A 24,452-nucleotide genomic window follows, 5' to 3' on the forward strand; every position below is an offset into this window, starting at 1 on the left:
CATTTCTTGCGCGCGACTTGGAGAAAGGATGAAGGACAATCAAGGCGTCAACGACGCTAAAAGCGAGCGACACTTTTTCGGCCATCCTTGGCCGCTTGCCACGCTGTTCGGCATGGAAGTGTGGGAGCGCTTCTCCTTTTACGGGATGCAGGCGATCCTGCTGATTTATCTCTATTACGAGACTTCTCAAGGCGGGCTGGACATCAGCCAATCCGTCGCCATCGGCATCGTCGGGGCCTACGGCAGCGGCGTTTATCTGGCGGCGATTCTCGGCGGCTGGTTTGCCGATCGGGTGTTCGGCGCGGAGCGCACCCTGTTCTACGCCGGCGTGGTCGTCATGTTGGGGCATATTTCCCTGGCAATCCTGCCCGGGGTGTATGGCGTCACCGCGGGTCTCATTCTCGTGGCCCTTGGCAGCGGCGGGGTGAAATCCACCTGTTCGTCCCTGGTCGGCTCGCTGTACGAACCGGGCAGCCCCAGGCGGGACGCGGGTTTTTCGATCTTTTATCTGGGTATCAACATTGGCGGCTTCGTCGGGCCACTGCTGACCGGACTGCTGCAGCAAAATGTCGGCTTCCACTATGGTTTCGGCATTGCCGCCATCGGCATGGCCATCGGGCTCTTCCAATACGCCCGGGGGCGCAAGCAGCTTCCCGACGACCAGCGCAAGCCACCGATGCCTCTCGAAGCAGGCAGCGTCAAATATCACGTTGCCGGAGCCGTCATCGCCCTTGCCATTCTGCTGTTGGCCATCGGTCTTGGCTGGGTTCGCGCAGATAATCTGGCGGACGTGCTGCTCGGCATCATTGCCATCGTGTCCGTCATCTATTTCTACCTCATTTTGCGTTCGAGCCGCGTCAGCGCAGAAGAGCGCCGCCGGGTCTATGCCTTCGTTCCGCTGTTCTTGACCAGCGCGATCTATTGGGCGCTGTACAGCCAGTCCTATACCGTGATCACGGCGTTCTTCGATCAGCGGGTAGATCGCATGCTCTTTGGTTGGACCGTTCCCGTGGGCTGGCTGGTCTCGATTCAGGCGCTGTGTGTCATCGTTTTCTCCGGTGTCTTTGCCTGGCTATGGACGACCCTGGGCAAGCGTCAGCCATCTTCCACCGCCAAGTTCGTCATTGCCATGCTCATCATTGGGCTCACCTTCCTGGGTTATCTGCCTTATCTGGGCGCCGAGGGGGTCAGCATGCCGTTGATCATGCTGGTCATCTTGTTGATCGGCTTTACTGCCTCGGAGCTGTGCCTGTCTCCCATTGGCCTGTCGGTCTCCACCAAGCTTGCGCCCACGGCCTTTCAGACCCAGATGCTGGCGCTGTTTTACATGTCGCTGTCGCTCGGGTTCGCCGCCGGCGGCAAGCTGGGCACCTTTTATACCCAGGACACCGAAGTCACCTACTTCATCGCCATGGCGGTGATCGGCATGGCGACCTCGGTCTTGCTGCTGATTTGTCTTCCTTTCATTAAAAGAGCATCTCAAGGCGTGGCTTAGGCTTTGTGGAAAGTATCTGCTCAGGATCCAACTTGTGATGGAGCGCTTCACCATGGAAATCGATACCTACGATCTTTCCGGATTGCATGTCATTGACCAAAGCCTGGAGGTGCCGCTTGACTGGAGGAATCCGGATGACGACAAAACGCTCTGCGTCTTCTTTCGGGAAGTCTGCGATCCTGCCCAGAAAGACGCTCAGCTTCCGCTGCTGGTGTTTCTTCAAGGTGGGCCCGGGGGCAAATCCCCCAGGCCCACCTCGAGCGGCCCGGGGTGGCTATTAGACGCCATCAAGAAGTATCGCGTCATCCTGCCGGATCAGCGCGGCACCGGTCGCAGCAGCCGAATCACCGGCGCCACCATGGAAGCGATGAGTGATGCCCAGGCCGCCGCGGACTATCTTGCCTGTTTTGATGCCCATGCCATCGTGGCGGATCTGGAGCACATTAGAAAGAATGTCTATCAGGGCGCGTGCTGGGAAACCCTGGGGCAGAGCTACGGCGGTTTTCTGACCCTGACCTATCTTTCTTATGCACCGGAAGGTCTGGCGAAATGCTATATCGCCGGGGGCATCCCGAGCCTTTCCCCTGATCCGGACGAGGTCTATCGGCGCACCTACGCCCAGGTGGAAAAGAAGATGCGGGCCTACTACGCACGCTTTCCCTCGGATAAACAAAAGCTCAACGATATCGCCGATCATATTCAGGCCCATCAGCCCCATCTGCCCAACGGGGACCTGCTTACCGTCCGACGTTTCCAGACACTTGGGCTCATGATCGGCATGGGAGAGGGGGCACAGCGGCTGCACTGGCTGATCGAAGAGGCCTTCGTCGATGAGCAACAAAAGACGCTGAACCCGCATTTCCTGCTGGAGGTGATGGTTCTGACAGGCTTCGATGAAAACCCGCTGTTTGCTGCCCTGCACGAGAACATCTATGCGTCGCCGGATGCTCAAGGCGCCTGGTCTGCGGAGCGAGGGCGACAGCAGCATCCAAAGTTTGCGGAAGATCATCGTCCGCTCTATCTGACCGGTGAGATGATCTACCCTTGGATGTTCGAGGAAATCAGCACACTGAGGCCTTTTCGAGAAGCGGTTGAAGTACTTGCCCGCCGCCCCCTGCCAAAGCCGTTCTATGATCGAGAGCGTTTGGCTCACAACACTGTGCCGGTGGCGGCTGCCATCTACTTCGATGACATGTACGTGGATGTCGAACTGTCGCTGCAGACCGTCGAGGCGGTCGGCAATCTGACCTACTGGCTGACCAACGAATATCAGCATGATGGCCTGCGTCAGGACCCCAAGGTTTTCGAGAAGCTGCAGTCTCTTGTGCAGAATCAGTGATTTTAGTCGACACTGATTCCGGTGTTACAACAATAACCACTGCTTGTCGGGAAAGGATGCCGCCATGATTCTCCTGCGCTTGATCGTCTTCGGTTTTTTTACGCTCACCCTGGCGGGCTGTGGCGAAACCGCTACGTTGCCGGTCTCCGCCGGCACCGGGCCCGATCCGCAGCTACCCGAACCCAACGAGACGCTGATCCCCACTGTGAATATCGCCCCGGCCACGGGCTGGCCCGCCGGCGCCAAGCCGGAGGGCATCGAAGGGGTCGAGGTCAAGGCGTTTGCGGATGGGCTAGATCATCCCCGTTGGCTGTACGTGTTGCCCAATGGGGATGTGCTGGTGGCGGAAACCAACCGTCCCCCCAAGGAGTCAGGTGGCATCAAGTCCTGGATCATGGGCTACTTCATGAAACGCGCCGGCGCCGGTGTTGAAAGCGCCAATCGCATTACCCTGTTGAGAGATACCGACGGAGACGGCGTGGCGGATCAACGCTCGATCTTTCTCGATGATCTGTATTCGCCCTTTGGCATGGCCCTGGTGGGCAATGACTTTTTCGTGGCCAACGCGGATGCGGTGCTTCGCTTTCCCTATGAGCAGGGCCAGACTCAAATCACTGCCGCCGGTGAGAAGATTGTCGATCTGCCCGGCGGGCCGATCAATCATCACTGGACCAAGAGCCTGATCGCGAGCCCGGACGGCAGCAAGCTCTATGTCGGGGTGGGCTCCAACAGCAACGTGGGTGAAAACGGACTGGAAAACGAAGAGGGCCGGGCGGCGATCTGGGAGATCGATCCCGAGTCCGGGAAGCACCGCGTATTTGCCTCGGGGCTGCGCAACCCGGTGGGCATGGCCTGGCAGCCTGAAAGCGGGGCGCTGTGGGTCGCGGTCAATGAGCGAGACGCGCTGGGAAGCGACCTGGTACCGGACTACATGACTTCCGTCCAGGAAGGTGGTTTCTACGGCTGGCCCTTCAGCTATTACGGACAGCACGTGGATGAACGGGTCGAGCCACAAAACCCTGATCTCGTCGCCAGCGCCATCGTGCCGGATTACGCTCTCGGGCCACACACCGCATCCTTGGGTTTGACCGCTGCCGAGGGCAATAGCCTGCCGGAGCAATTTAATGAGGGCATGTTCGTTGGCCAGCACGGCTCCTGGAATCGCAAGCCTCGCAGCGGCTACAAGGTGATTTTCGTACCCTTCGAGAACGGTATGCCCGTCGGTGAGCCGATCGATGTGCTGACCGGATTCATCAATGCAGATGACAAGGCTCAAGGCAGGCCGGTAGGGGTGACCATCGATCGAGAGGGCGGTTTACTGGTAGCGGACGACGTCGGCAATGTCATTTGGCGAGTGAGCGGTGAGTACAATGACCCTTCGTAAAACAGGCTAAGCTAGATCTGACGAACTCTGCAAGGACTGCAACCATGACTCATGCCATCGAGTGCCAGTGCGGCAAACTCAAGGGCACACTCGAACCCATCAAGAACTACATTCACTGCGTCTGCTATTGCACGGACTGTCAGGCGTTCCCTCGATTTCTAGGTAAGGAACACGAGACTCTCGACGAGGCTGGTGGCACCGAACTCATCCAAACCACTCCAGAAAATCTGACCTTCAGCGAAGGTATCGAGAACCTGGCCTGTCTGCGCTTGACCGCGAAAGGGCTGATGCGCTGGTATGCCAGTTGTTGCAACACGCCCATTGCGAATACGCCGTCAAACTACAACATGCCCTTTATGGGCCTGGTACATACCTGCCTGCGACATGAAGTCGGTTCACTTGATAATACGTTTGGCCCGATCCGCATGCGGGTTTTCACCAAGTCTGCTCTGGGCGAGCCCAAGCCTTCATCTCAAGGTCTGATCGGCTGCGGTGCCCAGGCCGCGGGCATGATTACCAAGGCGCGTCTCGATGGAAGCTACAAGCGCACACCGTTTTTTGATGAGCAGTCCGGCAAATGCGTCGTCACCCCCAGAATACTCAGCGAGCAGGAGTTGGAAAGCGCCAAGATTCCCGCCAACCAGACGGATACGAAAGGGAGTTGAATCATGCGGCTGCAACTGGCCACCTGGCAGGAAGTGGAGGCCTATCTTCAGCGCTCCACGGGCATCATCATTCCCATCGGTTCGACGGAACAGCATGGGCCTAATGGCTTGATAGGCACCGACGCGATCTGTCCGGAAGCGATCGCCTGGACCCTGGGCGAGCGCCATGATGTGCTGATCGGCCCGACCCAGAATCTGGGCATGGCCCAGCATCATTTGGCCTTTCCCGGGTCCATCAGCCTGCGCCCCAGCACCTTGATGGCAGTACTGAAAGATACCGTGGAGTCGCTAGCGCGCCATGGCTTCACCCATGTGTTCTTTCTCAATGGCCATGGCGGCAATATTGCAACGGTAAGCACGGCCTTTGCCGAAATTCTTTCCGAACGAAGCCTGTCCGGAGGCAGCCAGAGCGGGCAGTCGAAGGATGCGCTGCAGCTATCGCTGTACAGTTGGTTTACCGGGCGCCGCGGGCGGGAGATCGCCAAGGAGCTGTATGGCGATGCGGAAGGGGGCCACGCCACTCCGTCAGAGGTCTCGCTTTCCTGGGCGGCGCATCCCGAGGCAGTCAAGGACGCAACCATGTCGCCCCACATCGCGCCCGGTGGAAGCGCCCAGTGCGACGCCGTGACCTTCCGCCAGCGCTTCCCGGATGGGCGCATGGGATCGGCGCCGTCCTTGGCCTGCGTCGAGCACGGCCAGCGTTTCCTGGAAGCCGGGGTGGAGGACGTGCTGGAGGCCTATCGGGCGTTCTTACAATGAGTGTTGCAGAAAAGCAGGACATACCCCAGGAAGTCGATCTGGATTTTGGCGCATCCTTCGAGCGTATCGACAGCTGGGTCGACGGTGCCATCCGCCTGCTGCCCAATATCGTGGTGGCGATCGTGCTGCTGGCGCTGTTCTACGCCATAGGCTTGCTTGTACGTCGAATCATTCGCCGTCAGTCGATACGCCGGCAGCGCGCCAACCTGGGCGATGTGCTGGGCGGGTTTGTAAAGTGGGTGATCGTGCTGGTGGGCTTTCTGTTTGCCGCTACCATCGTGATTCCTACCTTGAAGCCCGGTGATCTGTTTGCGGGCTTGGGGGTCAGCTCCGTGGCGATCGGCTTCGCCTTCAAGGATATCCTGCAGAACTGGATGGCGGGCCTGCTCATTCTGCTGCGTCAGCCTTTCAATATCGACGATCAGGTCGAAGTGAATGGCTATGAAGGCACCGTGGAGCGCATCGAAACCCGGGCCACCATCATCAGAACCTATGACGGTCAGCGCATCGTGGTGCCCAACAGCGACATCTACACCAACGCGGTGCAGGTCAAGACCGCCTATGAGAAGCGCCGCAGCCAGTACGATATCGGCATCGGCTACGGCGATGGCATGGACGAGGCCTGTGACGTGTTACGCCAAGCGGTGGCGAGGGTCGATGGCGTCGAAAACGATCCCGCACCGGAGGCGCTACCCTGGGATCTTGCCGCCAGCTGGGTGACGATTCGGGTGCGCTGGTGGAGTCATAGCCGTCGCGCCGACGTGGTTCATGTGCGTGCACGGGTCGTCAAGGCCATCAAGCTGGCCCTGGATGATGCGCGCATCGACATGCCCTACGACACCACCGTCCAGCTGTTTCACGACCAAACCGAGGCCACGGACGGCGATCGGGGGTCCCAGCGGGAAGGTTGGCCTAGTCCCCATGAGGGCCCGCCGCCGCCACGCTGGAAGGTGCAAGAAAATGTACAAAAGGAAGGGAGGCAAGCGGCAACGCAGGAGAACGCACAGAAGAACACTCAGACGGATCGTCAGGGCTAGGCCGCGCGCGAGGCATTCTAGGTCAGGCCTCGGTCCATGGGCGCGGTTTTATCGGAAATATAATGTCATTGCCAAGGAGCGCTTCATGACTAATCTCGTTTTGTACGGATTCAATCACAGCACCTACGTGCGCACCGTGCGCATGCTGTTGGCGGAAAAGGAGGCGGACTACGAGCAGGTGCCGCTCAACGTATTGAAAGGCGAGCCGCATTCACCTGAGCATCTGGAGCGTCATCCCTTCGGCAAGGTGCCGGTAGTGGAACACGACGGTCTGCGGATACTCGAGACCGGCGCCATCGTGCGCTATCTCGATGCGGCGCTGCCCGGTTCCTCGTTCATTCCCGAGGACATCAAGGACCGCGCTCGCATGGACATGACCATCAATCTGGTCGATGCCTATGGCTACGCCAACATCATCGGCACCGTGGCCGCCTACCATCTTTTTCCGGATCTGTTCGGCCCGGTAAGCGATGAGGACTATCAAAAGGGCATCGAGAATTCGAAGCGGGTGCTGACGGAGATCATGGCGATTCGCGGTGACTCGGACTTCATCGCCGGAGACGAGCGCAGCCTGGCGGACTTCTTCCTGGCACCGATCTGCTATCAGGTCAGCCCGACGCCGGATGCAAAAAAGGTATTCGACGTGCCCGGCTTCGACGAGTGGTGGCAGCGGATACAGGCGTTGCCGTCCTATCAGAGCACCGATCCCAATCGCGTCGAGGCCGAGCTCGATTCCTAGTCAATTGCCACGCTGAGGTACTACACCTCAGCGTTGTGGTAGACGTTTTGCACGTCGTCCAGATCGTTGAGCATGTCGAGGAGTTTCTCGAACATCGCCACATCGTCGCCTTCAAGCGGCGTGACGGTCTGGGGGACGAACTGAATCTCGTCCGTCTCGAAGTCGATCTCGCCGAAGGCATCGAGCAGCGCCTGCTTGGTCTTGGCGTATTCCGTGTGGGGAGCGAACACGGTCAGTTTCCCGTCTTCGTTTTCGATGTCCGTGACATCCACGTCCGCTTCCATCAGCGCTTCGAGGGTGGCGTCTTCGTCGTCGCCGGCAAAAACGAAGATCGCGCAGTGATCGAACAGGTGGCTGACGCTGCCCGGGGTACCGATCTTGCTCTTGGTCTTGGTGAAACAGCCGCGCACATCGCCAAAGGTACGGTTGGGATTGTCCGTCAGGCAGTCGACGATCACCATGCAGCTGCCTGGACCGAAGCCTTCGTAGCGGGCCGGTGAAAAGTCCTCGCCGCCGGTGCCGGCAGCCTTGTCTAAAGCCTTGTCGATGACATGAGAGGGCACCTGGTCCTTCTTGGCACGATCGATCAGGCCGCGCAGGCTCAGATTGCCCGCAGGATCGGTGCCGCCGGATTTGGCGCACACATAAATCTCGCGGCCGTACTTGCTGTACACCTTGGTCTTGGCGTCGGCCGTCTTGGCCATGGATTCCTTGCGGTTCTGAAAGGCCCTGCCCATGTTGTGTTCCCGTGACGTCTGTTTAAAACACAGGATTTTACGCAAGCAGAGAAATGGGGAACAGGATTAATTAACCAGGAAGTTCTGCAGGGGTGAAGAACATCTTTGAAAACTCCCCGACCGGTTGGCCGGGGAGTTGGCTGGCCAGTGGAAAGGGCGTTTAGTCCAGCTGTTCCTGATTGCCGATGCGCGCGAGCATTTCCGTGAACATCTGGATATCCAGCATCAGGTTGTCCACCTTCTTGAACTCGTTGGCGGTGTGGCCGGTGTACTCCTCACCCGGCATGGAAGGGCCGAAGTTGATGGCGTTGGGCAAGAGCTTGGCGGTGGTGCTGCCGGCGGAAGCAATCGGCTCTGCCTTCTGGCCCGTGGTGTCACCGAATATGTTGAGCAGGGTCTGCAACCAGGCCCCTTGAGGATCTCGCATCATCCAGTCGCTGATCTCGATGTCGACGTCCATGTCCAGGTCGTTTTGCTGGGCATAGGCCGCAAGCTTGTCATCGATGCTTTGCGCCAGCTCTTCCACGGACTGATCGCCCTTGGGGGCGCGCACGTTGACCGCCACCCGCAGTTTGCCGTCCTGCTCCTCCAGGTAGGTGGGGGTGAGGGTCAAGGGGCCCATGAAGTCGTTGTCATAGCCCACGCCCAGTTTTTCACCCTTGAAGTCCAGGCCGTAGTTGTCGTCGATGTAGTGGATGGCTTGGGTGTATTGATTTTCCTGGAAATCGATATCGGAGTTTGCCAGCAGTCCGGCCAGGCGAGGCACCGGATTGACGCCGGACTGGGGCCGGGAGGAGTGGGCCGACTGACCCTTGACCGTCAGGGTGACGGTATCGTCCATGACCTCCGTGCTCACCTCGAAGTCGCCGCCGTTATCATCCGCATAGGCCTGACCCTGAGCCTGGAGCTTCTGGCTCAGCATCTTGGGATCGTCGCTTTCGATGGTGGCGATGGAGTTGGAGGGTATTTGGTTGGTGGCAAGGCCGCCGGTGATCTTGGTGATGACCGGGCCCTGCCCATCGGCTTCGGTCATGGGAAAGTAGGTGTCGATGGTGCCGAAGCCTTTTTCCGCGATGACCGCGGGGTAGCCGCTGTCCAGCACGATGTTGTAGGCAGGCAGGTCGGTTTGCTTCTTGTAGTACTCGAAGCCTTCGCCACCGGTTTCTTCCGTGGTTTCGATCATCAGCCGAATGCTGCGCTTCAATGGAACGTCGTTCTCCTCGATGGCCTTCATGGCGTAGAGGGAAGCGGCAATGGAGGCCTTGTCGTCTTCGGTGCCACGACCGTAGATCTTGCCGTCCTTGAGGGTGGTGGTGAAAGGATCGAGCTGAGTGCCATCGTCCAGTACCCAGTCATCCGGGTTGGCAGGTACGGTGTCGCTATGGGTCAGGATGCCGAAGGCCTCATCGGTGCTGCCGGGAAGGGTCACCTCGAAAATGCGGTTGTCCACGTTGTTGAACTCAAGCCCGAAGTCTTCCGCCTTGCTCTTGACCAACTCGCCGAACTCGGCAATCCCCGGATTTTCGTGCTGGGGCGTGTCGCCTTGCTTGCCGGTTTTGACCGCGACCATCTCGCTTAGCAGATCGACCACCTCGTCACCGTAGTGCAGGCGAGTGTAAAGCCCCAGCAAGCGGTAGACGTTGATGAAGTCGTTGCCTTCCAGGGTTTCATCCTGACGATAGCGGTCGATGGCGCTTTTCAAGGTGTCATTATCGGTTTTGTCTTGCACTTGCTGAAGAAAATCATCGAAGCTCTCAAAAGTGGCATCCGCGTAGGTCTGCTGCAAATTCTCGAGGGTATCGCGCTTGATGGTGTCCGTATCCGCGGCGCTGATCGGGCCTGCCAGGCTCAGAGCCAAGGCCGACACGGTGAACATCGCAAGAGGTTTGTTCATTGGAGCGTTCCTTTTTCCATGGGCTACATAAAAGTAGACTGCGCAAAAGATAGGTATGAGACTTCATGCAATCCGCCTCAGCCAATCATAGTTTCTAATATGCGATTCCGCAGCCTTCAAGGCGTACCAGGCGTATATAAAAGGGGGATGGGTGCTGCTGAAACGACGCCTCAAGGACGCATGCGGATCAGCCCCTCCTGAGCGCTAGAGGCTACCAGCCGGCCCTGCTGATCGTAGATGCTGCCCCGAGCAAAGCCTCGGGCGCCGCCAGCCCAGGGGCTGTCCATATCGTACAGCAGCCAGTCGTTGACCTTGACGTCCCGATGAAACCACAGGGAATGACCGAGGCTTGCGATCTGCAGCTTGGGATCGCCGAACTTGACGCCGTGAAAGGCCAGGCTCGTGGTCAGCAGATTGAAATCCGAGCTGTAGGCGAGCAGATAGCGATTGAGGATCGCGTCATCGGGAAGCTCGCCGGCCAGGCGAAACCATAGCCGCTGGCGGGCCACCGCATCCTCTTCCGGGAAGTGCAGAAACTCGATGGGATGACTCTTGAAGTTCATCACCTTGACGCCGGATTTCATCAATTCATCTGGGCTGGCTATGTCCGGCATGGTCGTCTGATGGTGAAGACCCTCTTCCTCGCCTTGAAAGGATGCGCTGCAAAAGAAGATCGTCTTGCCGTTTTGAACGGCGCTGATGCGCCGGGTGGTAAAGCTGCCGCCGTCCCGCACGCGATCGACCTGATAGATCACCGGTCGCTTGGCGTCCCCGGGGCGCAGGAAGTAGCCATGCAGGGAGTGAACGCGGCGTAGCGAATCCACCGTCTGACTGGCTGCGGAAAGGGCCTGCCCCAGTACCTGACCGCCGAACAGCTGGGGAAAGCCCAAGTCCTGGCTATGGCCCCGGAACAGATTCTCCTCAAGGGTTTCAAGCCCGAGCAGGGTGACGAGCGTATCCAGAGTATTCGTCATGTAGGTGTCTCTTTGATTGAATCTATCGAATGGCAGCAGTATAGAGGCTTCGACATACTGGCTGGCAGCATAATAGAGAGCGATACCATGCGCAGTGATGAATTTTACATGCATCGAGCACTGGATCAGGCCCGACAGGCGTTAAACGCCGGAGAAGTACCCGTGGGGGCGGTACTGGTGGATCCTCAGGGCGAGATCCTGGGCAGCGGCTATAATGCGACGATCTCCCGCCAGGATCCCAGCGCCCACGCCGAAATTCAGGCATTGCGGGACGCCGCGCTGCGTCTTGGCAACTATCGGCTCGACGACTGTACCCTCTACGTGACCCTGGAGCCCTGCATGATGTGCAGCGGTGCGATCATTCATGCGCGCCTGGCAAGACTGGTCTATGGGGCAACGGAGCCGCGAACCGGGATGGTCGAGTCGCAGGCCAATCTCATCGATCAGCCCTGGCACAATCATCGGGTCACGATCACAAGCGGTATTCTGGCATCACGCTCGAAAAAGCTGTTGCAGAGCTTTTTTGCTTACCGGCGTGATCAAAGCACCGGCGGTACGATGTCGAACGACTGATTCTTTTCCACATCCTCCAAGAGGCGTCGATCAAGCTGGTAGAACTCCTGCTGACTGCGACTGACGTAGTCGAGAATTTCAAGATAGCGTTGGATGTTGCGCACATAGATGACCGGTTCACCGCCCCGGGCATAGCCATAACGACCTTTCGAGTACCACTGCTGCTGCTGTAACAGCGGTAGCGCCTCGCGAACGTCTTCCCAGCTGTAAGGGTCGCCACCGCGAATGTCGGCGATCTTTTGCGCATCGTAAACATGACCCAGGCCGACATTGTAGGCCGCAAGGGCCATCCAGGTGCGATCTGGTTCCGTTATCTGGGGCTGCAGGCGTTTTTTCACACTGACCAAATAGCGCGAGCCTCCATCGATGCTCTGCCAGGGGTCGAGCCGATTGGCGACCCCTACCTGCTTGGCGGTGGATTCCGTCAGCATCATCAGACCCCGCACTCCCGTCGGAGAGGTGGCGTCAGGTTTCCAGTGAGACTCCTGATAGCCGAGTGCTGCCAGCAACTTCCAGTCGAAGCCGGTCTTGCGAGCAGCTTCCTTGAAGGCGCTTTCGTACCGGGGCAGACGTTTTTGCACGTGCCGAATGAACAGCCGGGCACCGACGTACTCGAGATAGTCGTCGTGGCCGAAATAGCGTTCGATCAACGCATCGAGAACGCCTTGTTCGCGCAACTCATCGAGAAAGCGATTGGCTTCTCTCAGTAGACCAAGCCCATTGCTGGCAGGCAGCGCCCACACCAGGCTCATCGACCTTCCAAGAATGAAGCCATCCTCGACGCCGGGATAGAACAGGCGATTGAGCTTGAACTGATGTTGATAGATCACCGCCGCATCGAGTTCCTGCTGTTCGATCATGTGCAAGAGATCGGCAACCTCGAGATCGACGGATTCCTGCCAACCAAGCCCCGGCAGCTGGGACTGCAGTTCGAGCAGCGCCGCCCTGGGCCCGGAACCGGCTATCACGCCTATCTTGAGTCCGATCAGATCCGCAGGCTCTCGCAGCTTGGGCAGATCGCGCCGATAGACCACCAGAGGCTGCAGTTCGAGTATCGGCCGGCTGTAGTGGATGCCGTCAGGCAGTGGGCCCATGGGCAAGGCCGCGGCGCCCAGATCAGCATCCCCCTGGCGCAGGGTCGTTAATACGCTGTCGATACTGTCGGTGGTATCGACGGCCAGGCTCACCCCCAGGTGATCGGTAAAACGGCGCAGCAGCTCGAACTCGAAGCCAGTCGGCCCCTGACGGCCCTGATAATAGGTGGCCGGCGTATCCCGAGTGATTACCTGAAGAAAGTCCCGACGATGAATATCCTTCAGCAGCGGATCGGATTCTTTTCGAGTGCCATCCGTGATCAATGTCAGCAGGACAATCAGCAACGGAATTATCCACCAGCGCGGGTGCTGGGTTAGAACCTTGTACATGGAGCATGATCGACGATAGAGAATCAGTACCATACCGCTCACCCGAGTTGCTGTCATGTCGGGGGAGTCGATGGATTTCTCGCAGCCCACGCTTTCCAGTATCATGTAGCCCTTCGTTGCCGCCGCTCGCGGCCCCCATTCGGCTTTGTGCAGAGGCTTTTCCCGAGATGCTCGAACTGCGAGGCACGTCCGCCCTTTCCGCTTTCCGTCATGCCAAGCTGCTGGCCGTCCTGCGCGACCGGGTCCCCGAGGTTGACTCTTTCGACGCGGACTATGTCCACTTTATCGATCATGAAGGCGAGTTGACCGCCGATGCCCGCAAGACGCTTGAAAACCTGCTCGATTACGGCACTCGGCGCGCAGAGAACGACAGCACCTCGCATAACCATCTGTTCCTGGTCGTGCCCCGTCTGGGTATGCAGTCACCCTGGTCGTCCAAGGCCACGGAGATCGCTCGCAACTGCGGCCTGCATCAAGTCAAACGCATCGAGCGGGGCATCGCCTATCGGGTTCGTTTGCGGGGGATGCTGAGCGAAGAGGCTTTCAATACCATCATCGCCACCCTGCACGACCGCATGACCGAGTCGGTGCTGACCAATGCCTCGGATGCGGTCAAGCTCTTTTCCCAACAGCAACCTGCGCCGCTAGGGCAGGTGGATATCCTGGGTGGCGGCCGCGCGGCCCTGACAATCGCCAATGACGAACTGGGCCTGGCCCTGGCAGAAGACGAGATCGACTATCTGCTGCGCGCCTTCGAGGAGCTGGGGCGCAACCCAAGCGATATCGAGCTGATGATGTTCGCCCAAGCCAACTCCGAGCATTGCCGGCACAAGATATTCAATGCGGACTGGCTCATCGACGGTGAGGCGCAGCCCCGCTCGCTGTTCAAGATGATCAAGCACACCCATGCGTGCGCCAGTGACGGCATTCTCTCCGCCTATAGCGATAACGCCGCGGTCATCAAGGGCTCCGAGGCCGGGCGCTTCTTTCCTACACCCTTGACTGGGCAGGCAGGCGAGCAGGCACGCTATGCGACCCATCAGGAGCCGATTCATATTCTGCTGAAGGTGGAGACCCACAATCATCCTACCGCCATTGCGCCGTTTCCCGGGGCGGCCACCGGCGCCGGCGGTGAAATTCGCGACGAGGGCGCGACCGGCATCGGCGGCAAGCCCAAGGCGGGCCTGACCGGTTTCGCCGTTTCCAATCTGCGCATCCCCGAGTTCGTGCAGCCTTGGGAAGCCTTCGACTACGGCAAGCCCGAGCGCATCAAATCCGCCCTGGAGATCATGCTGGAAGCGCCTATCGGCGCCGCCGCCTTCAACAACGAATTTGGCCGGCCCAATCTGGCCGGTTATTTTCGCAGCTACGAGCAGGATATCGTCGGCGTCGACGGTATCGAACGGCGCGGCTATCACAAGCCGATCATGCTGGCCGGGGGGCACGGCAACATTCGCGAAGGCCATGTCCAGAAAGGCGAAATCCTTGTTGGCGCCAAGCTGATCGTGATGGGCGGGCCGGCCATGCTGATCGGCCTTGGGGGCGGGGCGGCGTCCAGCATGGCCTCAGGGCGTTCCAGTGCGGATCTCGACTTCGCCTCGGTGCAGCGGGACAACCCGGAGATGGAGCGTCGCGCCCAGGAGGTCATCGATCGCTGCTGGGCCTTGGGTGAGCAAAATCCCATTCGCTTCATCCACGATGTGGGCGCCGGCGGGCTCTCCAATGCCTTGCCGGAACTGGTCAAGGATGGCGGTCGCGGCGGGCGTTTCGAGCTTCGCGCCGTACCCAATGCGGAGCCTGGCATGAGCCCGCTGGAAATCTGGTGCAGTGAGGCCCAGGAGCGCTATGTGCTGGCGGTGGCACCAGAGGATATCGATATTTTCGAGGCCCTGTGCGCCCGGGAACGCTGCCCCCATGCGATAGTCGGCGAGGCAATCGAAGCGCACCACTTGACCGTGCGAGACGCGCATTTTGCAACGACGCCGATCGATCTTCCCATAAGCGTGCTGTTCGGCAAGCCGCCGAAGATGCAGCGCGAGTTCGAGCGCCATAGCCTGGAAGTCCCCGGTGCGGATTTCGACAATCTGGACCTGCGCGAGGCGCTGGATCGGGTGCTGCGACTGCCGGCGGTGGCATCAAAGGGTTTCCTGATCACCATCGGCGATCGTTCCATCACCGGTCAGGCGCCCGGGATCAGATGGTCGGCCCTTGGCAGGTGCCGGTAGCGGACGTGGCGGTGACCACGGCAAGCTTCGATACCCATGCCGGCGAAGCCATGGCTCTCGGCGAGCGTCCACCGGTGGCGCTGATCGATCCGGCGGCAAGTGCCCGTCTGGCGGTGGCGGAGGCGATCACCAACCTGGCGGCGGCGCCCATTGCCAAGCTCGGTGACGTCAAACTTTCTGCCAACTGGATGAGCGCCGCGGATCATCCCGGGGAGAACCAGGCGCTTTATGACGCGGTACACGCAGTCGGCATGGCGCTGTGTCCCGCGCTCGGTATCGCCATTCCGGTGGGCAAGGATTCCATGTCCATGCGCACCGCCTGGCAGGAAAATGAGGCCGAGAACGGTAATGTCGAACACAAGGCGGTCACCTCGCCGCTATCATTGAACGTGACCGGCTTTGCCCCAGTGACGGATGCGCTCAAGACCCTGACCCCGCAGATGCGCCTGGATCAGGATGAGAGCGATCTGATTCTGATCGACTTGGGGAACGGCCAGCATCGTCTGGGGGGCTCCGCCCTGACCCAGGTCTACGGGCAGGTGGGCAATGTGTGTCCCGACCTGGACGATCCGGAAGACCTGAAAGCGTTTTTCAGCGTCATTCAAGGCCTCAATGCGGACGACAAGCTGCTGGCCTATCACGATCGCAGCGACGGCGGGCTGTTGGTCACCTTGCTGGAAATGGCCTTTGCCGCTCGGGGCGGGCTCGAGATCAAGCTCGACTGGTTGATCGACGATGCCTTCGAGGCGGCCAATGCGCTGTTCGCCGAGGAGTTGGGGGCGGTCATTCAGGTCAATCGCAAGGATACCGAGTTCGTGCTGGCCCAGTTTGCGGCGGCGGGCATCGATACCTGCGGCGTCATTGCCCGGCCGCGCTACGACGACCAGATTCGGGTGACTTTGTTCGAGCAACCCTTGCTCGAGACCACCCGCGGCCTGACCCAGCGTACCTGGGCCGAAACCAGCTATCGCCTGCAGGCGCTCAGAGACAATCCCGACTGCGCCAAGTCCGAGTTTGATGATCTGCTCGATCTGCGTGATCCAGGCCTCTCCGCCACGCCCACCTTTGAGGTGAACGAGAACGTGGCCGCACCTTTTATCAATACTACCCGGCCGCGTCTGGCGATTCTGCGGGAGCAGGGGGTCAACGGCCATGTGGAGATGGCGGCGGCCTTCGACAAGGCCGGCTTCGAGGCCATTGACGTGCACATGAGCGATATTCTCAGCGGGCGTCAGTCGCTCACAGATTTCAAGGGGCTGGTGGCCTGCGGCGGCTTCTCATTCGGTGATGTCCTGGGCGCCGGGGGCGGCTGGGCCAAGTCAGTGCTGTTCAATTCCAAAGCCCGGGAGCAGTTCGCCGGCTTCTTCGCCCGGAATGACAATTTTGCCTTAGGGGTCTGCAATGGCTGTCAGATGCTTTCCCAGCTCCGGGAGCTGATTCCCGGCGCCGAGAACTGGCCGCACTTTCTGCGCAACGAATCCGAGCAATTCGAGGCGCGTTTCTCAATGGTCCAGATCGAGAAGAGTCCGTCGATTCTACTGGCGGGCATGGAAGGCTCGCGCCTGCCGATCGCCGTGGCCCATGGGGAAGGGCGGGCCGAGTTTCGCGACAGCGCGCATTTGCGCACCATGCAGAGTAGTGGACAGATTGCGCTGCGCTACGTGGACAACTATGGCCAGGTGACGACCCGCTACCCGGCCAATCCCAACGGCTCGCCGGCGGGCATCACCGGGCTGACTACCCCAGATGGGCGGGTCACGGTGATGATGCCGCACCCGGAACGGGTCGCCCGAGCAGTGACTAATTCCTGGCGGCCTCAGGGATGGACGCAAGACGGTGCTTGGATGCGGTTGTTTTATAATGCGAGGGTGTGGCTGGGTTAGGCTTTCTTGGTTCATTCAAAAATCGCAGCCATCGAGGCTGCGATTTTTCATGGCGTCAATGTTTATTCGTGGGAAGGATTGCCCTTCTCGTCTACCGGGGCATGGCTGACGCCCAGCTTGCGTTCCAGATCATCGAGGATGTGGTTGTAGTTGCCTACCAGCCGATTGTAGCGGCCAAAATCATGGCTGCACTGCTCACAGAACACATGGTACTGACCTTCGCGACCGGGCGGGAATCGTTTCTCCAGACTGCCGCACTCAGGGCAACTGGGATCGGTGGTAGCCTTGGCGGGAAATTTCATGAGCGTACTCTTCTTTATATAAGAAATTGCAAAAACGTGTTCAGGGGAACGATCCGGGACAGACGCAAAAGCCTGTCCCGGACGGTCAGTTTAAAGGGTGATGAGGCCTACCGCATAGAAGCGCGATCAATCGAAATCCGCGTAGGGCGATAGCGCCGATGTGGGCAGATCAAGCTCACCCTGCCAACCTTGGAAATTGTAGCGCAGGGTCAAGTTGATCATGTTGGGCGAGTAGTCCTCGGCTTCCTGCAGCGCAAAGCCTGCACTTGCCGACCAGTGATCCCCCAGCCGGCGCTCGACCTGGCCGCGCACTCCATAGCCGAAATCCCCTCCGGACCCCCCTGTGCGGGTAGCGTTGGCATCTGCAAGCGAGGCCACGTCGCTGCCGCCCAGAGGGTAGCGCTTGCTGTCGTCGCTGTCGCTCCAGGATTGCGAGATCGAAGCACCGATCTCCCAGGACCAGTCCTCGGTGCGTCGGGCATAGGTGACAGGCAGCGCCAGGGAAACATACTGCTGGGGGCTGTAGTACCCCCCCTGACCCAAGGTGTAGCCGCCGAGCTCCTTGTCGTAGTGCATGTACATGGTGCTGACGCCGACGCTCAAACGTTCGTCAGGTCGATTGATCAGCTTGCGATAGACACCCCCCATGACCTGCACGCGAGAGTTGTCCTTGACGTTCTTGCCATCGAGATGATGAACACCGAGCTTGGACCATACGCCCCAGGGGCCGCCTTGATCGTAGCCCAGTCCGATACTGCCCCCGGACGCGCGCACCCCGCCCCAGGTAGTGCCGGTACGCGGGTCCTCGACCCCGGCATAGGCCAGTATGGAATCGTCCAGAGCGCGTCGGGACAGCGTGGCGTCAAACCACAGGGGCCCCACGTCGCCGCTGTAGGTGACGCCACCGACCACATCGGTGACCTCGAAACCCATCGGCGTGGTGCCAATATCCACTCGCCAGGTTTCGTTGTACCAGCCGACGCCTACGCTCACACCGGTTTGCTGCTGGTTGAAGTCGTCGTTACAGCCGGCTTCGGAACAGGTGCCGAAGCTGTCGCGATTGAATCCATCGATCTCCCGATCCAGACGACCCGCATCGAGTCGCACCCGATCGACCCGCAGAAGCCCGCGTCCACCGGCCAACGGGGTATCGACTTCGAGCATGTCGACGTCCGTGGTCAATTCGGAAACCCCGGAGGTGCCGCTTTCATGATCGCGCTGATGACCGTAGCGAACCCGGGTGTTCTGGGATTGGTAGACCTCGGCGGCGGAGGAGCGCAGGCTGGACACCAGCCAGTCGTCGCCCGGTCGCGTGCGCGTCTGTCGTGTGAAGGCGGCGTTGTCGTCCAGACTCTCCTGATCGCCCAGCTCCGCGGCCACCATGGCCTGACGATACCGTTGCAGCGCCTGAGACGATTGCCCCTGGGCCTGGGCCAGACGGCCCGCATCCCGCAACGTCAGCGCATCCTTTGACGCTTCTTCGTCCGCCAGCAGCTCATCCATCATGTTCTGGGCGCGCTGCGTCTCACCCAGGGCTGCCCAGGCGTTGACCTGGCGCCGCCGTGCATTGAGGTCTTCCATGGGGGGATCGATCGTCTCGAGTTGACGTCGAGCCGCCACACGATCGCCTTGAGCCAGGGCCGTATCGACCAGCCCCAGCCGCGCGGAGGTATTGTCGGGTTCGAGTTCCAGGGCACGACGATAGTAGGTGTCTGCCTCGGTGTAATCGTTGCGTTCCAGGGCCCAGTCTCCCAGGCGCAGGGTGACGTCAGCATGAGCAGGGGCGTTTTGCAGCATGGCGATGGCGCTGGATTCGTTGCCCTGAGCCCGGCGCTGTTCGGCTCGGGACAACAGTTGACTGCGCTCTAGCCGAGTCTGAAGATCCCGGATGCTCTCGTCTCGCTGATCCTCCGGAATACGCTCCAGAGCCTCGAGGGCCAGAATCTCGCGATCGTCGCTTGAAAGGTAAAGCGCCTGGGCATAGCGACCCTGGGCGCGCTCTTGCGGCGTGTTCAAATGGGAGAAGAGTTCGCGAAAGGCCTGGTCGGCGCTTGCCTGCCGGTTTTGAACGGTGAGGGTGTTGGCCAGGGCATAGGTTATCCAGACGTCACCCGGCGCAAGTTTTCTGGCCTTGGCAAAGCGTCCGCTGGCTTCGTACCAGCGCGACTCGGCGGCCAGCTTTTCGCCTTCCTCGCGCAGGATGGCGACCTGCAAGCGACGCCGGGTGTCTTCCAGCGCCATCTGTTGAGCCGGCGGCAGAGTGTCGATGAAATCGAGCCCGGCCTGGGGCGATTCTTCGGCGTAGAGCCCGGTCAGGCGTTCCAGGGCGGTGGTATAGCCGGGTTCGAGACGCAGCGCCTGGCGATAGGCGTTTTCTGCGCTTTCGCGGTCATTGCGGTAACGCGCCACGTCCCCGAGTCCTAGCCAGGCCTCGTTGGCCTTGGCGATCTGCTGCCGAGCCAGCTCGAACGCCTGCTCGGCACGTCGATCATCCCCGTTGGTCAAGGCTTCATCGCCTTGCTTGATCTGTTGCCAGTAGGTGGCGGTGGCAATCAGATTGCTCCATTTGTCGCTGGCGTAGGGACTGTCATCGAGTTGCTCACCGCGGCGGAACAGCGCCAGGGCTTCATCGTGACGGCCTTGACGCAGGCGGATGGTGCCCAGTACGCCAAGAAGTTCGATATCGTCCGGATAGGCGGCCAGTGCGCGTTGAATGTCGGCCTCGCCTGCTTCGCCGCCCTCGGCTTCATTGCGGGCCAGACCTCGCAGACGAGCCTGATAGTTAGGGTCGGCGAGCAGATCGCGATGACGTGTCAGGGTCTGCTGAGCCTCCTCGGCGTAATCTGTGTCGCCGAAAACCGTGAGAAACCGCTCCCAGCCGTCCACGCTCTCCTCGCTTGCCTCCATTTCTCGCAGGGCATCCCGCCACTGCCGGCCGGCATCCTTGCGGGCGTAGGGGTTATCGGCAAGCTGTTCCAGACGTGCAAAGGCTTCTTCGTTGCGATCTTCGCTGAATAGAAAACGGGCCAGAGTAAACCCCAGCTCCGGGCTTTGCGGATAGCGTTCGTCCAGGGCCTGCAGTTCTTCTATGGCCCGAGGCGTGCCCCCCGGCAATTGAGCGATCATTTGCCAATATTCCAGCGCCAGGGGCAGCGTCGGCAGCCCTTCGGCCAGAACGTCGTCATAAATGGTTTTGGCCTGCTCCGCCTGACCCGTGGTGGCCAGTAGGCGGGCCTTGCTCAAGGCGCTGCGCTTCTCGGGTTCGGTCAAGGCAAGGTTGAGCCGGGCTAGGCGATAGGCGTCGCTGTTCGGGGCTTCCTGGGAAAGCCGCTCCACTAAGCGCTGGGCTTCTTCAAGATTGTCTTCCCGCACCGCCTTGCGAACCTCAGCCTGAAGAACGCGAGGATCGTCTGGGGCGGTGGTCTTCAAACGTTCGAGTGCCTGTTTCACCAGCACATCGTTTTGTCGCGCCTCGCCCAGACGCAGCTGCTGCAGCAGCCACTCTTCCGGAGACACGGCGCCAGTTTCATTGGCTTGATTGCCACTGGCCCTGTTTTCGTTGGGAATGGGCGTTACGTCGGTTTGGGCATGCAAGGGCGACGCGATCACGCCGCTAGCCAGTAAGCACAGGGAGAGAGGCCAATGGGAACGGGTCGGCTTCACGGTGAACTCCATTCGGGTTGTAGAGTGCCATCATTGGCAAAACGGTAACGCCCCTGGTCCCAGCCGAGCCCAAACAGGGTCAGTACCTGAGCGTAATAGGCGTCTTCCGCAGGGAAGTTGTCGAGCAGCCGCTGACGCTGCTCCTCGAGAAAAGGGGTATCCGCTAGAAAAGGCAGCAGCGCAGCGGAGAAACTGGCATTGCCAAGCGCCTCATGTTCGCCGCTCTGAGCATCGATGCTTTCCGGTGGCGCGCCCAGGCGTTTGGTCAGCAGCGCCATGGGCGCGAAATGAACCAGCAGCGCCTCGCGACCGGGCGCATCTTTGGCCAGCATGCCCAGCCATAGATAGACCCGGATCGCATCATAGTCGCCTTCGGCGCCGTGCTCCGGATCGACTTGCCAGCCTTCATCCGCGCGCCAAGCCGCCCAATCCGGTGCAAACCCCTGAGGTGCGGTTTCCTTCAACAAAGCCGGCACGTTCTCGGCAACGGCGTCCCAGGGGGCGCCCAATGCGCTCAAACGGCTGAGTATCTGAGGCGGCACATAGCTTGGGTTGACACGCCAGCGCGGCGGGTCCGCGAAACCGCGTTTGCCGGGCAATAGCATGGGGCCAAAGCCCTCTAGATTAGTTACTTCCTGATCGGCAATAAGGCGCGCCATACGCGTTCCCAACACCTGGTAATCTCGGCGCTGCCATAAGTTTCCGGCTTCCAGCAACGTGTAGGCAATCCACAAATCCGCATCCGAGGCGCTGTTGGCATCCAGCACGCCCCAGCGATCCTCACTTTCGTCGTGCCCCCACAGCCAGGCGGGCAGTCTGGCGCCCAGGTCACTCTCGGCCAGGTTGTTCTGCGTCCAGGCGAGCAGACGCTCGAAGGTATCCTGATCGTTGGCCACCAAGGCAAAGAACAGCGCATAGGACTGGCCTTCCGAGGTGGTGATCATGCGCTCATCGGAGACATCGATCACGCGGCCATCATCGCTGATCAGGGCGTTCTTGAAGCGCTCCCATAGTGGCCATTCAACGCTTGCAGCCTGAGCATTTGGCGCCAGCAGACATAACCCTAGTAACCAGGGCCCCAGCAGGCAGAGCAGTCCACGCACGGCTTAGTCCTCGTCTCTGCTCAGGCGTCGCGTACCCAAACGACGCAGCAGCATCCACAGCATCAATGCCACCAGTAGTATCGCAATCAAGGCGATGAATGCCATCAGCTTGGGGTGAGTGGAAAGGTGGTACCACAGCCAGGTGGCCCAGGGCAGTTCGCCTACGTGATAACGTTCGCCCACCACGTCGCTGCGGATGCCGGAATCCCGGATTACTGCGATCGAGCCGCGTATCTGGGAAATCACCACGGGATCGTTCATCGATTCGTTGAGCAGACGATAGTCCGCTGACGTATTGGCCAGCAGGGCAACGATGCTGCGCTGATCGAAGTAGGGCGATTTCAATTCGACCAGCGCGGCGATGGGACCATGGGCGGTCACGCTGATTTCACTATCCACTTCCGAGGCAGTGGCCTGCATGCTGCCAGATGAGTTGTTTTCATTGCTGCCCGAGCTCAGGCGCAAGCGGCTGCGGGCATCATCGCCCAACGCCACGACCTGGTCGGTATCATCCAGATCTTCCGGAAGCGAACCAAAGGCGAGAATATCCGCGTCGGTCTCCTCGGCGCTCGCCCAGTCGTCGCTGATGCTCAGCGCCACACCCGGGTAGCCGGTTTGGGCACCGATGCGACCCAAGGTATCGAACAGGGCAGTCAGCTCCAGCTCCGAGGGCGACTTGGGCATGATCACCAGCGTCTGGGAAAGATCCGCCAGCCGGCTGAAGGGAAAGCCGGCATAGGTGAAGGTGCGCAGCGCCGGCATGGATAGATAATGGGGGTAGCTCGAGAAATCCAGACTCGAGCTCTTATCGATGCTGGCCTGATGAGGCACCGAGATGATTGGACGACACTGCTCCTCGGAGCCGGACATGCCCACGCGATTGGCATAGGCAAAGTCGAAGCTCAGCTGATTACGGGTGCCGATCTTCAGGGCCGGAATATCCGTCTCTTGCTCCGGCAGCAGCCAGTTCTTGAGTAGCGGCACCTGCAGCAGGCTGCGCTGGTTGTCACTGCCGTCCTGATCGAGCACCAGGGACTCCAGGAACTCGTCGTTGATGCTGATATCGAGCCGGGAGGTGGCGTCTTTTACCGGCTGGCTATAGCGATAATCGAGGTTCAGCCTGATCAATTCGTTCTGCCAGATGAACAGATCCGGCGGCAGGCGCAGATCGACGTTTAGAACACTGGGCGTACGGCCCTGGGTCTGCAACTGTTTAGGGTAGTCGATCAGTTCGCCGAAGGTCACCGGTCGGTCCGTGGGTATCCAGGCCGGGGCATCGTAAGGCTTGCGGGGCTCGAGAGTATCGAGCCCGTCGATACGCGCGCTCTGACCCCGTAACAGCGTATTGCCTAGGGCTAGCGCCTGGGCGGCGGTCACAAGTTCCGCATCGTCGCGCCCCATCACTACCAGCAGCTTGTCATAGGGAGAGTCGGGATGACTGATCATCTCGATGGTGGGCCCATCCACGGCGGGATAGTCCGCCAGCACTGCAGGGCGTTGCTCGTTGGTCGCCAGCACGACGGCATGCCCTTCGGGTGGCGTGTCGAAAGTGACCGGGAAGTGCTGTCCGCGCCATTCGGCCTGAGAGCCAAAATAGGAGGCCACGATACCGCCCGCACGCTGTGCGCCCAAAGAAGGGTTTTGGGATAGCACTAGGGGGAGCTTCAATGCCGTATCGTCGTTGGCATCGAAGAAGGGCAGTGGCAAATTGGCCAGATCATTGGCCACGGGCAGCTTTTGCTGTTGCAGAGTCAGCGTGCTGTCACCAGCGATGTTGACCCAGACGCTGGAATGAGTGGGGTCTTCGCAAATCTTGCTGTAATGACCGACCAGTTCCAGGTTCAGGCGATTGAAATCGCTGATCAGCCGAGGGTCCAGTGATACCGTTTGCCGCTGAGCCTTCCCCGGTGCGCTTGCATCGATGGATACGACGCCCATCAGCTCGTCGTTGAGATACACCTTGATATGCGATACGTCCGCCAGCAAAGAGGGAGAGGGTGTATAGCCAAGCTCCAGTGTGGCGTCGGTCACCAGTTGATCACCCCGTATCTTGAATTCGATCTGGCGTTCCGGCGACATGCCGCTCAGCTCCAGATCCTCTTGGGCCAGCTCTTCCAGACTCAATGTGCGTTCCTGAGTCGGTGTTGCCGATTGCTCAGCGCCAGGCGCCTCCATCGACGCAGAGGGTGATGGTTGAGCCCAGGCGGGTAGGGCGATCAGCAGTGAAAGCAGGATCCAGCGATGACGCATGTTGTG

At 60.0% G+C, this 24,452-nt stretch carries 16 protein-coding genes and 1 pseudogene; 9 read left to right on the forward strand and 8 right to left on the reverse strand.

What is annotated here, in order from left to right; all coding sequences use genetic code 11:
- The first annotated feature begins 28 nt into the window (after window positions 1–28).
- From CH74_RS12240 to CH74_RS12270, 7 genes are all read left to right on the forward strand, one after another.
- Window positions 29–1,495: a peptide MFS transporter gene (locus CH74_RS12240; RefSeq protein WP_048307838.1), complete on the forward strand. Its 1,467-nt coding sequence runs from the start codon at window positions 29–31 to the stop codon at window positions 1,493–1,495.
- Between the two features lie 52 nt (window positions 1,496–1,547).
- Window positions 1,548–2,834, forward strand: coding sequence for a S9 family peptidase (locus tag CH74_RS12245; RefSeq protein WP_048307862.1), 1,287 nt, complete (start codon window positions 1,548–1,550; stop codon window positions 2,832–2,834).
- A gap of 64 nt (window positions 2,835–2,898) precedes the next feature.
- A complete protein-coding gene (locus CH74_RS12250; RefSeq protein WP_048307839.1) occupies window positions 2,899–4,218 on the forward strand; it encodes a sorbosone dehydrogenase family protein in 1,320 nt (439 codons plus the stop codon).
- Between the two features lie 44 nt (window positions 4,219–4,262).
- Window positions 4,263–4,883 carry a DUF6151 family protein gene (locus tag CH74_RS12255; protein WP_048307840.1) on the forward strand — a complete coding sequence of 207 codons (621 nt, stop codon included), beginning with the start codon at window positions 4,263–4,265 and terminating at the stop codon, window positions 4,881–4,883.
- A 3-nt stretch (window positions 4,884–4,886) separates the two neighbouring features.
- Window positions 4,887–5,642 (forward strand): creatininase family protein, encoded by a 756-nt coding sequence (locus CH74_RS12260; RefSeq protein ID WP_048307841.1) that lies wholly within the window; start codon window positions 4,887–4,889, stop codon window positions 5,640–5,642.
- Complete coding sequence (locus CH74_RS12265) at window positions 5,639–6,679, forward strand: mechanosensitive ion channel family protein (protein WP_048307842.1); 1,041 nt, start codon at window positions 5,639–5,641, stop codon at window positions 6,677–6,679. Before CH74_RS12260 ends, CH74_RS12265 begins: the two co-directional genes overlap by 4 nt.
- An 85-nt stretch (window positions 6,680–6,764) precedes the next feature.
- A complete protein-coding gene (locus CH74_RS12270) occupies window positions 6,765–7,418 on the forward strand; it encodes a glutathione S-transferase family protein (protein WP_048307843.1) in 654 nt (217 codons plus the stop codon).
- Window positions 7,419–7,438: 20 nt separating this feature from the next.
- Here the strand turns inward: CH74_RS12270 and CH74_RS12275 are convergent, their stop codons facing one another.
- The 3 genes from CH74_RS12275 to CH74_RS12285 form a co-directional block, all read right to left on the reverse strand.
- The gene (locus CH74_RS12275; protein ID WP_048307845.1) at window positions 7,439–8,155 is read right to left on the reverse strand and encodes a YebC/PmpR family DNA-binding transcriptional regulator; all 717 of its coding nucleotides are present in this window, start codon (window positions 8,153–8,155) and stop codon (window positions 7,439–7,441) included.
- A 160-nt stretch (window positions 8,156–8,315) separates the two neighbouring features.
- Window positions 8,316–10,049: a dipeptidase gene (locus tag CH74_RS12280; RefSeq protein ID WP_048307846.1), complete on the reverse strand. Its 1,734-nt coding sequence runs from the start codon at window positions 10,047–10,049 to the stop codon at window positions 8,316–8,318.
- Between the two features lie 170 nt (window positions 10,050–10,219).
- Entirely contained in the window at window positions 10,220–11,023 is an 804-nt protein-coding gene (locus CH74_RS12285; RefSeq protein WP_048307847.1) for an acyl-CoA thioesterase II, read from the reverse strand.
- Between the two features lie 87 nt (window positions 11,024–11,110).
- Here CH74_RS12285 and tadA point away from each other — a divergent pair, with 87 nt between their 5' ends.
- Window positions 11,111–11,596: a tRNA adenosine(34) deaminase TadA gene (gene tadA, locus CH74_RS12290; protein WP_048307848.1), complete on the forward strand. Its 486-nt coding sequence runs from the start codon at window positions 11,111–11,113 to the stop codon at window positions 11,594–11,596.
- Here the strand turns inward: tadA and mltF are convergent.
- A complete protein-coding gene (gene mltF, locus CH74_RS12295) occupies window positions 11,563–13,125 on the reverse strand; it encodes a membrane-bound lytic murein transglycosylase MltF (protein WP_253273055.1) in 1,563 nt (520 codons plus the stop codon). The genes tadA and mltF overlap by 34 nt on opposite strands.
- Before the next feature lie 62 nt (window positions 13,126–13,187).
- Here mltF and purL point away from each other — a divergent pair.
- Window positions 13,188–17,128, forward strand: a pseudogene (purL, locus tag CH74_RS12300) (phosphoribosylformylglycinamidine synthase).
- Window positions 17,129–17,190: 62 nt separating this feature from the next.
- Here purL and CH74_RS12305 read toward each other — a convergent pair.
- From CH74_RS12305 to bcsB, 4 genes are all read right to left on the reverse strand, one after another.
- Window positions 17,191–17,430: a hypothetical protein gene (locus CH74_RS12305; RefSeq protein WP_048307849.1), complete on the reverse strand. Its 240-nt coding sequence runs from the start codon at window positions 17,428–17,430 to the stop codon at window positions 17,191–17,193.
- 126 nt (window positions 17,431–17,556) lie between these two features.
- Entirely contained in the window at window positions 17,557–21,093 is a 3,537-nt protein-coding gene (gene bcsC / locus CH74_RS12310; RefSeq protein WP_053070747.1) for a cellulose synthase complex outer membrane protein BcsC, read from the reverse strand.
- A complete protein-coding gene (bcsZ, locus tag CH74_RS12315) occupies window positions 21,090–22,196 on the reverse strand; it encodes a cellulose synthase complex periplasmic endoglucanase BcsZ (protein WP_082140414.1) in 1,107 nt (368 codons plus the stop codon). The genes bcsC and bcsZ overlap by 4 nt, the downstream gene beginning before the upstream one ends.
- Window positions 22,197–22,199: 3 nt before the next feature.
- Complete coding sequence (gene bcsB / locus CH74_RS12320) at window positions 22,200–24,446, reverse strand: cellulose biosynthesis cyclic di-GMP-binding regulatory protein BcsB (protein ID WP_048307850.1); 2,247 nt, start codon at window positions 24,444–24,446, stop codon at window positions 22,200–22,202.
- Between the last annotated feature and the right edge of the window lie 6 nt (window positions 24,447–24,452).

The organism is Halomonas sp. PR-M31 (assembly GCF_001039575.1).
In the GTDB taxonomy this organism is placed as follows: Bacteria; Pseudomonadota; Gammaproteobacteria; order Pseudomonadales; family Halomonadaceae; genus Modicisalibacter.

What these genes read in the sequence shown, in the direction of transcription:
- CH74_RS12255 (WP_048307840.1), top strand. Translation starts at nt 4,263, where the DNA reads ATGACTCATGCCATCGAGTGCCAGTGCGGCAAACTCAAGGGCACACTC.
- mltF (WP_253273055.1), bottom strand. Translation starts at nt 13,125, where the DNA reads ATGATACTGGAAAGCGTGGGCTGCGAGAAATCCATCGACTCCCCCGAC.
- CH74_RS12275 (WP_048307845.1), bottom strand. Translation starts at nt 8,155, where the DNA reads ATGGGCAGGGCCTTTCAGAACCGCAAGGAATCCATGGCCAAGACGGCC.
- CH74_RS12265 (WP_048307842.1), top strand. Translation starts at nt 5,639, where the DNA reads ATGAGTGTTGCAGAAAAGCAGGACATACCCCAGGAAGTCGATCTGGAT.
- CH74_RS12305 (WP_048307849.1), bottom strand. Translation starts at nt 17,430, where the DNA reads ATGAAATTTCCCGCCAAGGCTACCACCGATCCCAGTTGCCCTGAGTGC.
- CH74_RS12250 (WP_048307839.1), top strand. Translation starts at nt 2,899, where the DNA reads ATGATTCTCCTGCGCTTGATCGTCTTCGGTTTTTTTACGCTCACCCTG.
- tadA (WP_048307848.1), top strand. Translation starts at nt 11,111, where the DNA reads ATGCGCAGTGATGAATTTTACATGCATCGAGCACTGGATCAGGCCCGA.
- CH74_RS12285 (WP_048307847.1), bottom strand. Translation starts at nt 11,023, where the DNA reads ATGACGAATACTCTGGATACGCTCGTCACCCTGCTCGGGCTTGAAACC.
- CH74_RS12260 (WP_048307841.1), top strand. Translation starts at nt 4,887, where the DNA reads ATGCGGCTGCAACTGGCCACCTGGCAGGAAGTGGAGGCCTATCTTCAG.
- CH74_RS12270 (WP_048307843.1), top strand. Translation starts at nt 6,765, where the DNA reads ATGACTAATCTCGTTTTGTACGGATTCAATCACAGCACCTACGTGCGC.
- CH74_RS12245 (WP_048307862.1), top strand. Translation starts at nt 1,548, where the DNA reads ATGGAAATCGATACCTACGATCTTTCCGGATTGCATGTCATTGACCAA.
- CH74_RS12240 (WP_048307838.1), top strand. Translation starts at nt 29, where the DNA reads ATGAAGGACAATCAAGGCGTCAACGACGCTAAAAGCGAGCGACACTTT.
- bcsB (WP_048307850.1), bottom strand. Translation starts at nt 24,446, where the DNA reads ATGCGTCATCGCTGGATCCTGCTTTCACTGCTGATCGCCCTACCCGCC.
- CH74_RS12280 (WP_048307846.1), bottom strand. Translation starts at nt 10,049, where the DNA reads ATGAACAAACCTCTTGCGATGTTCACCGTGTCGGCCTTGGCTCTGAGC.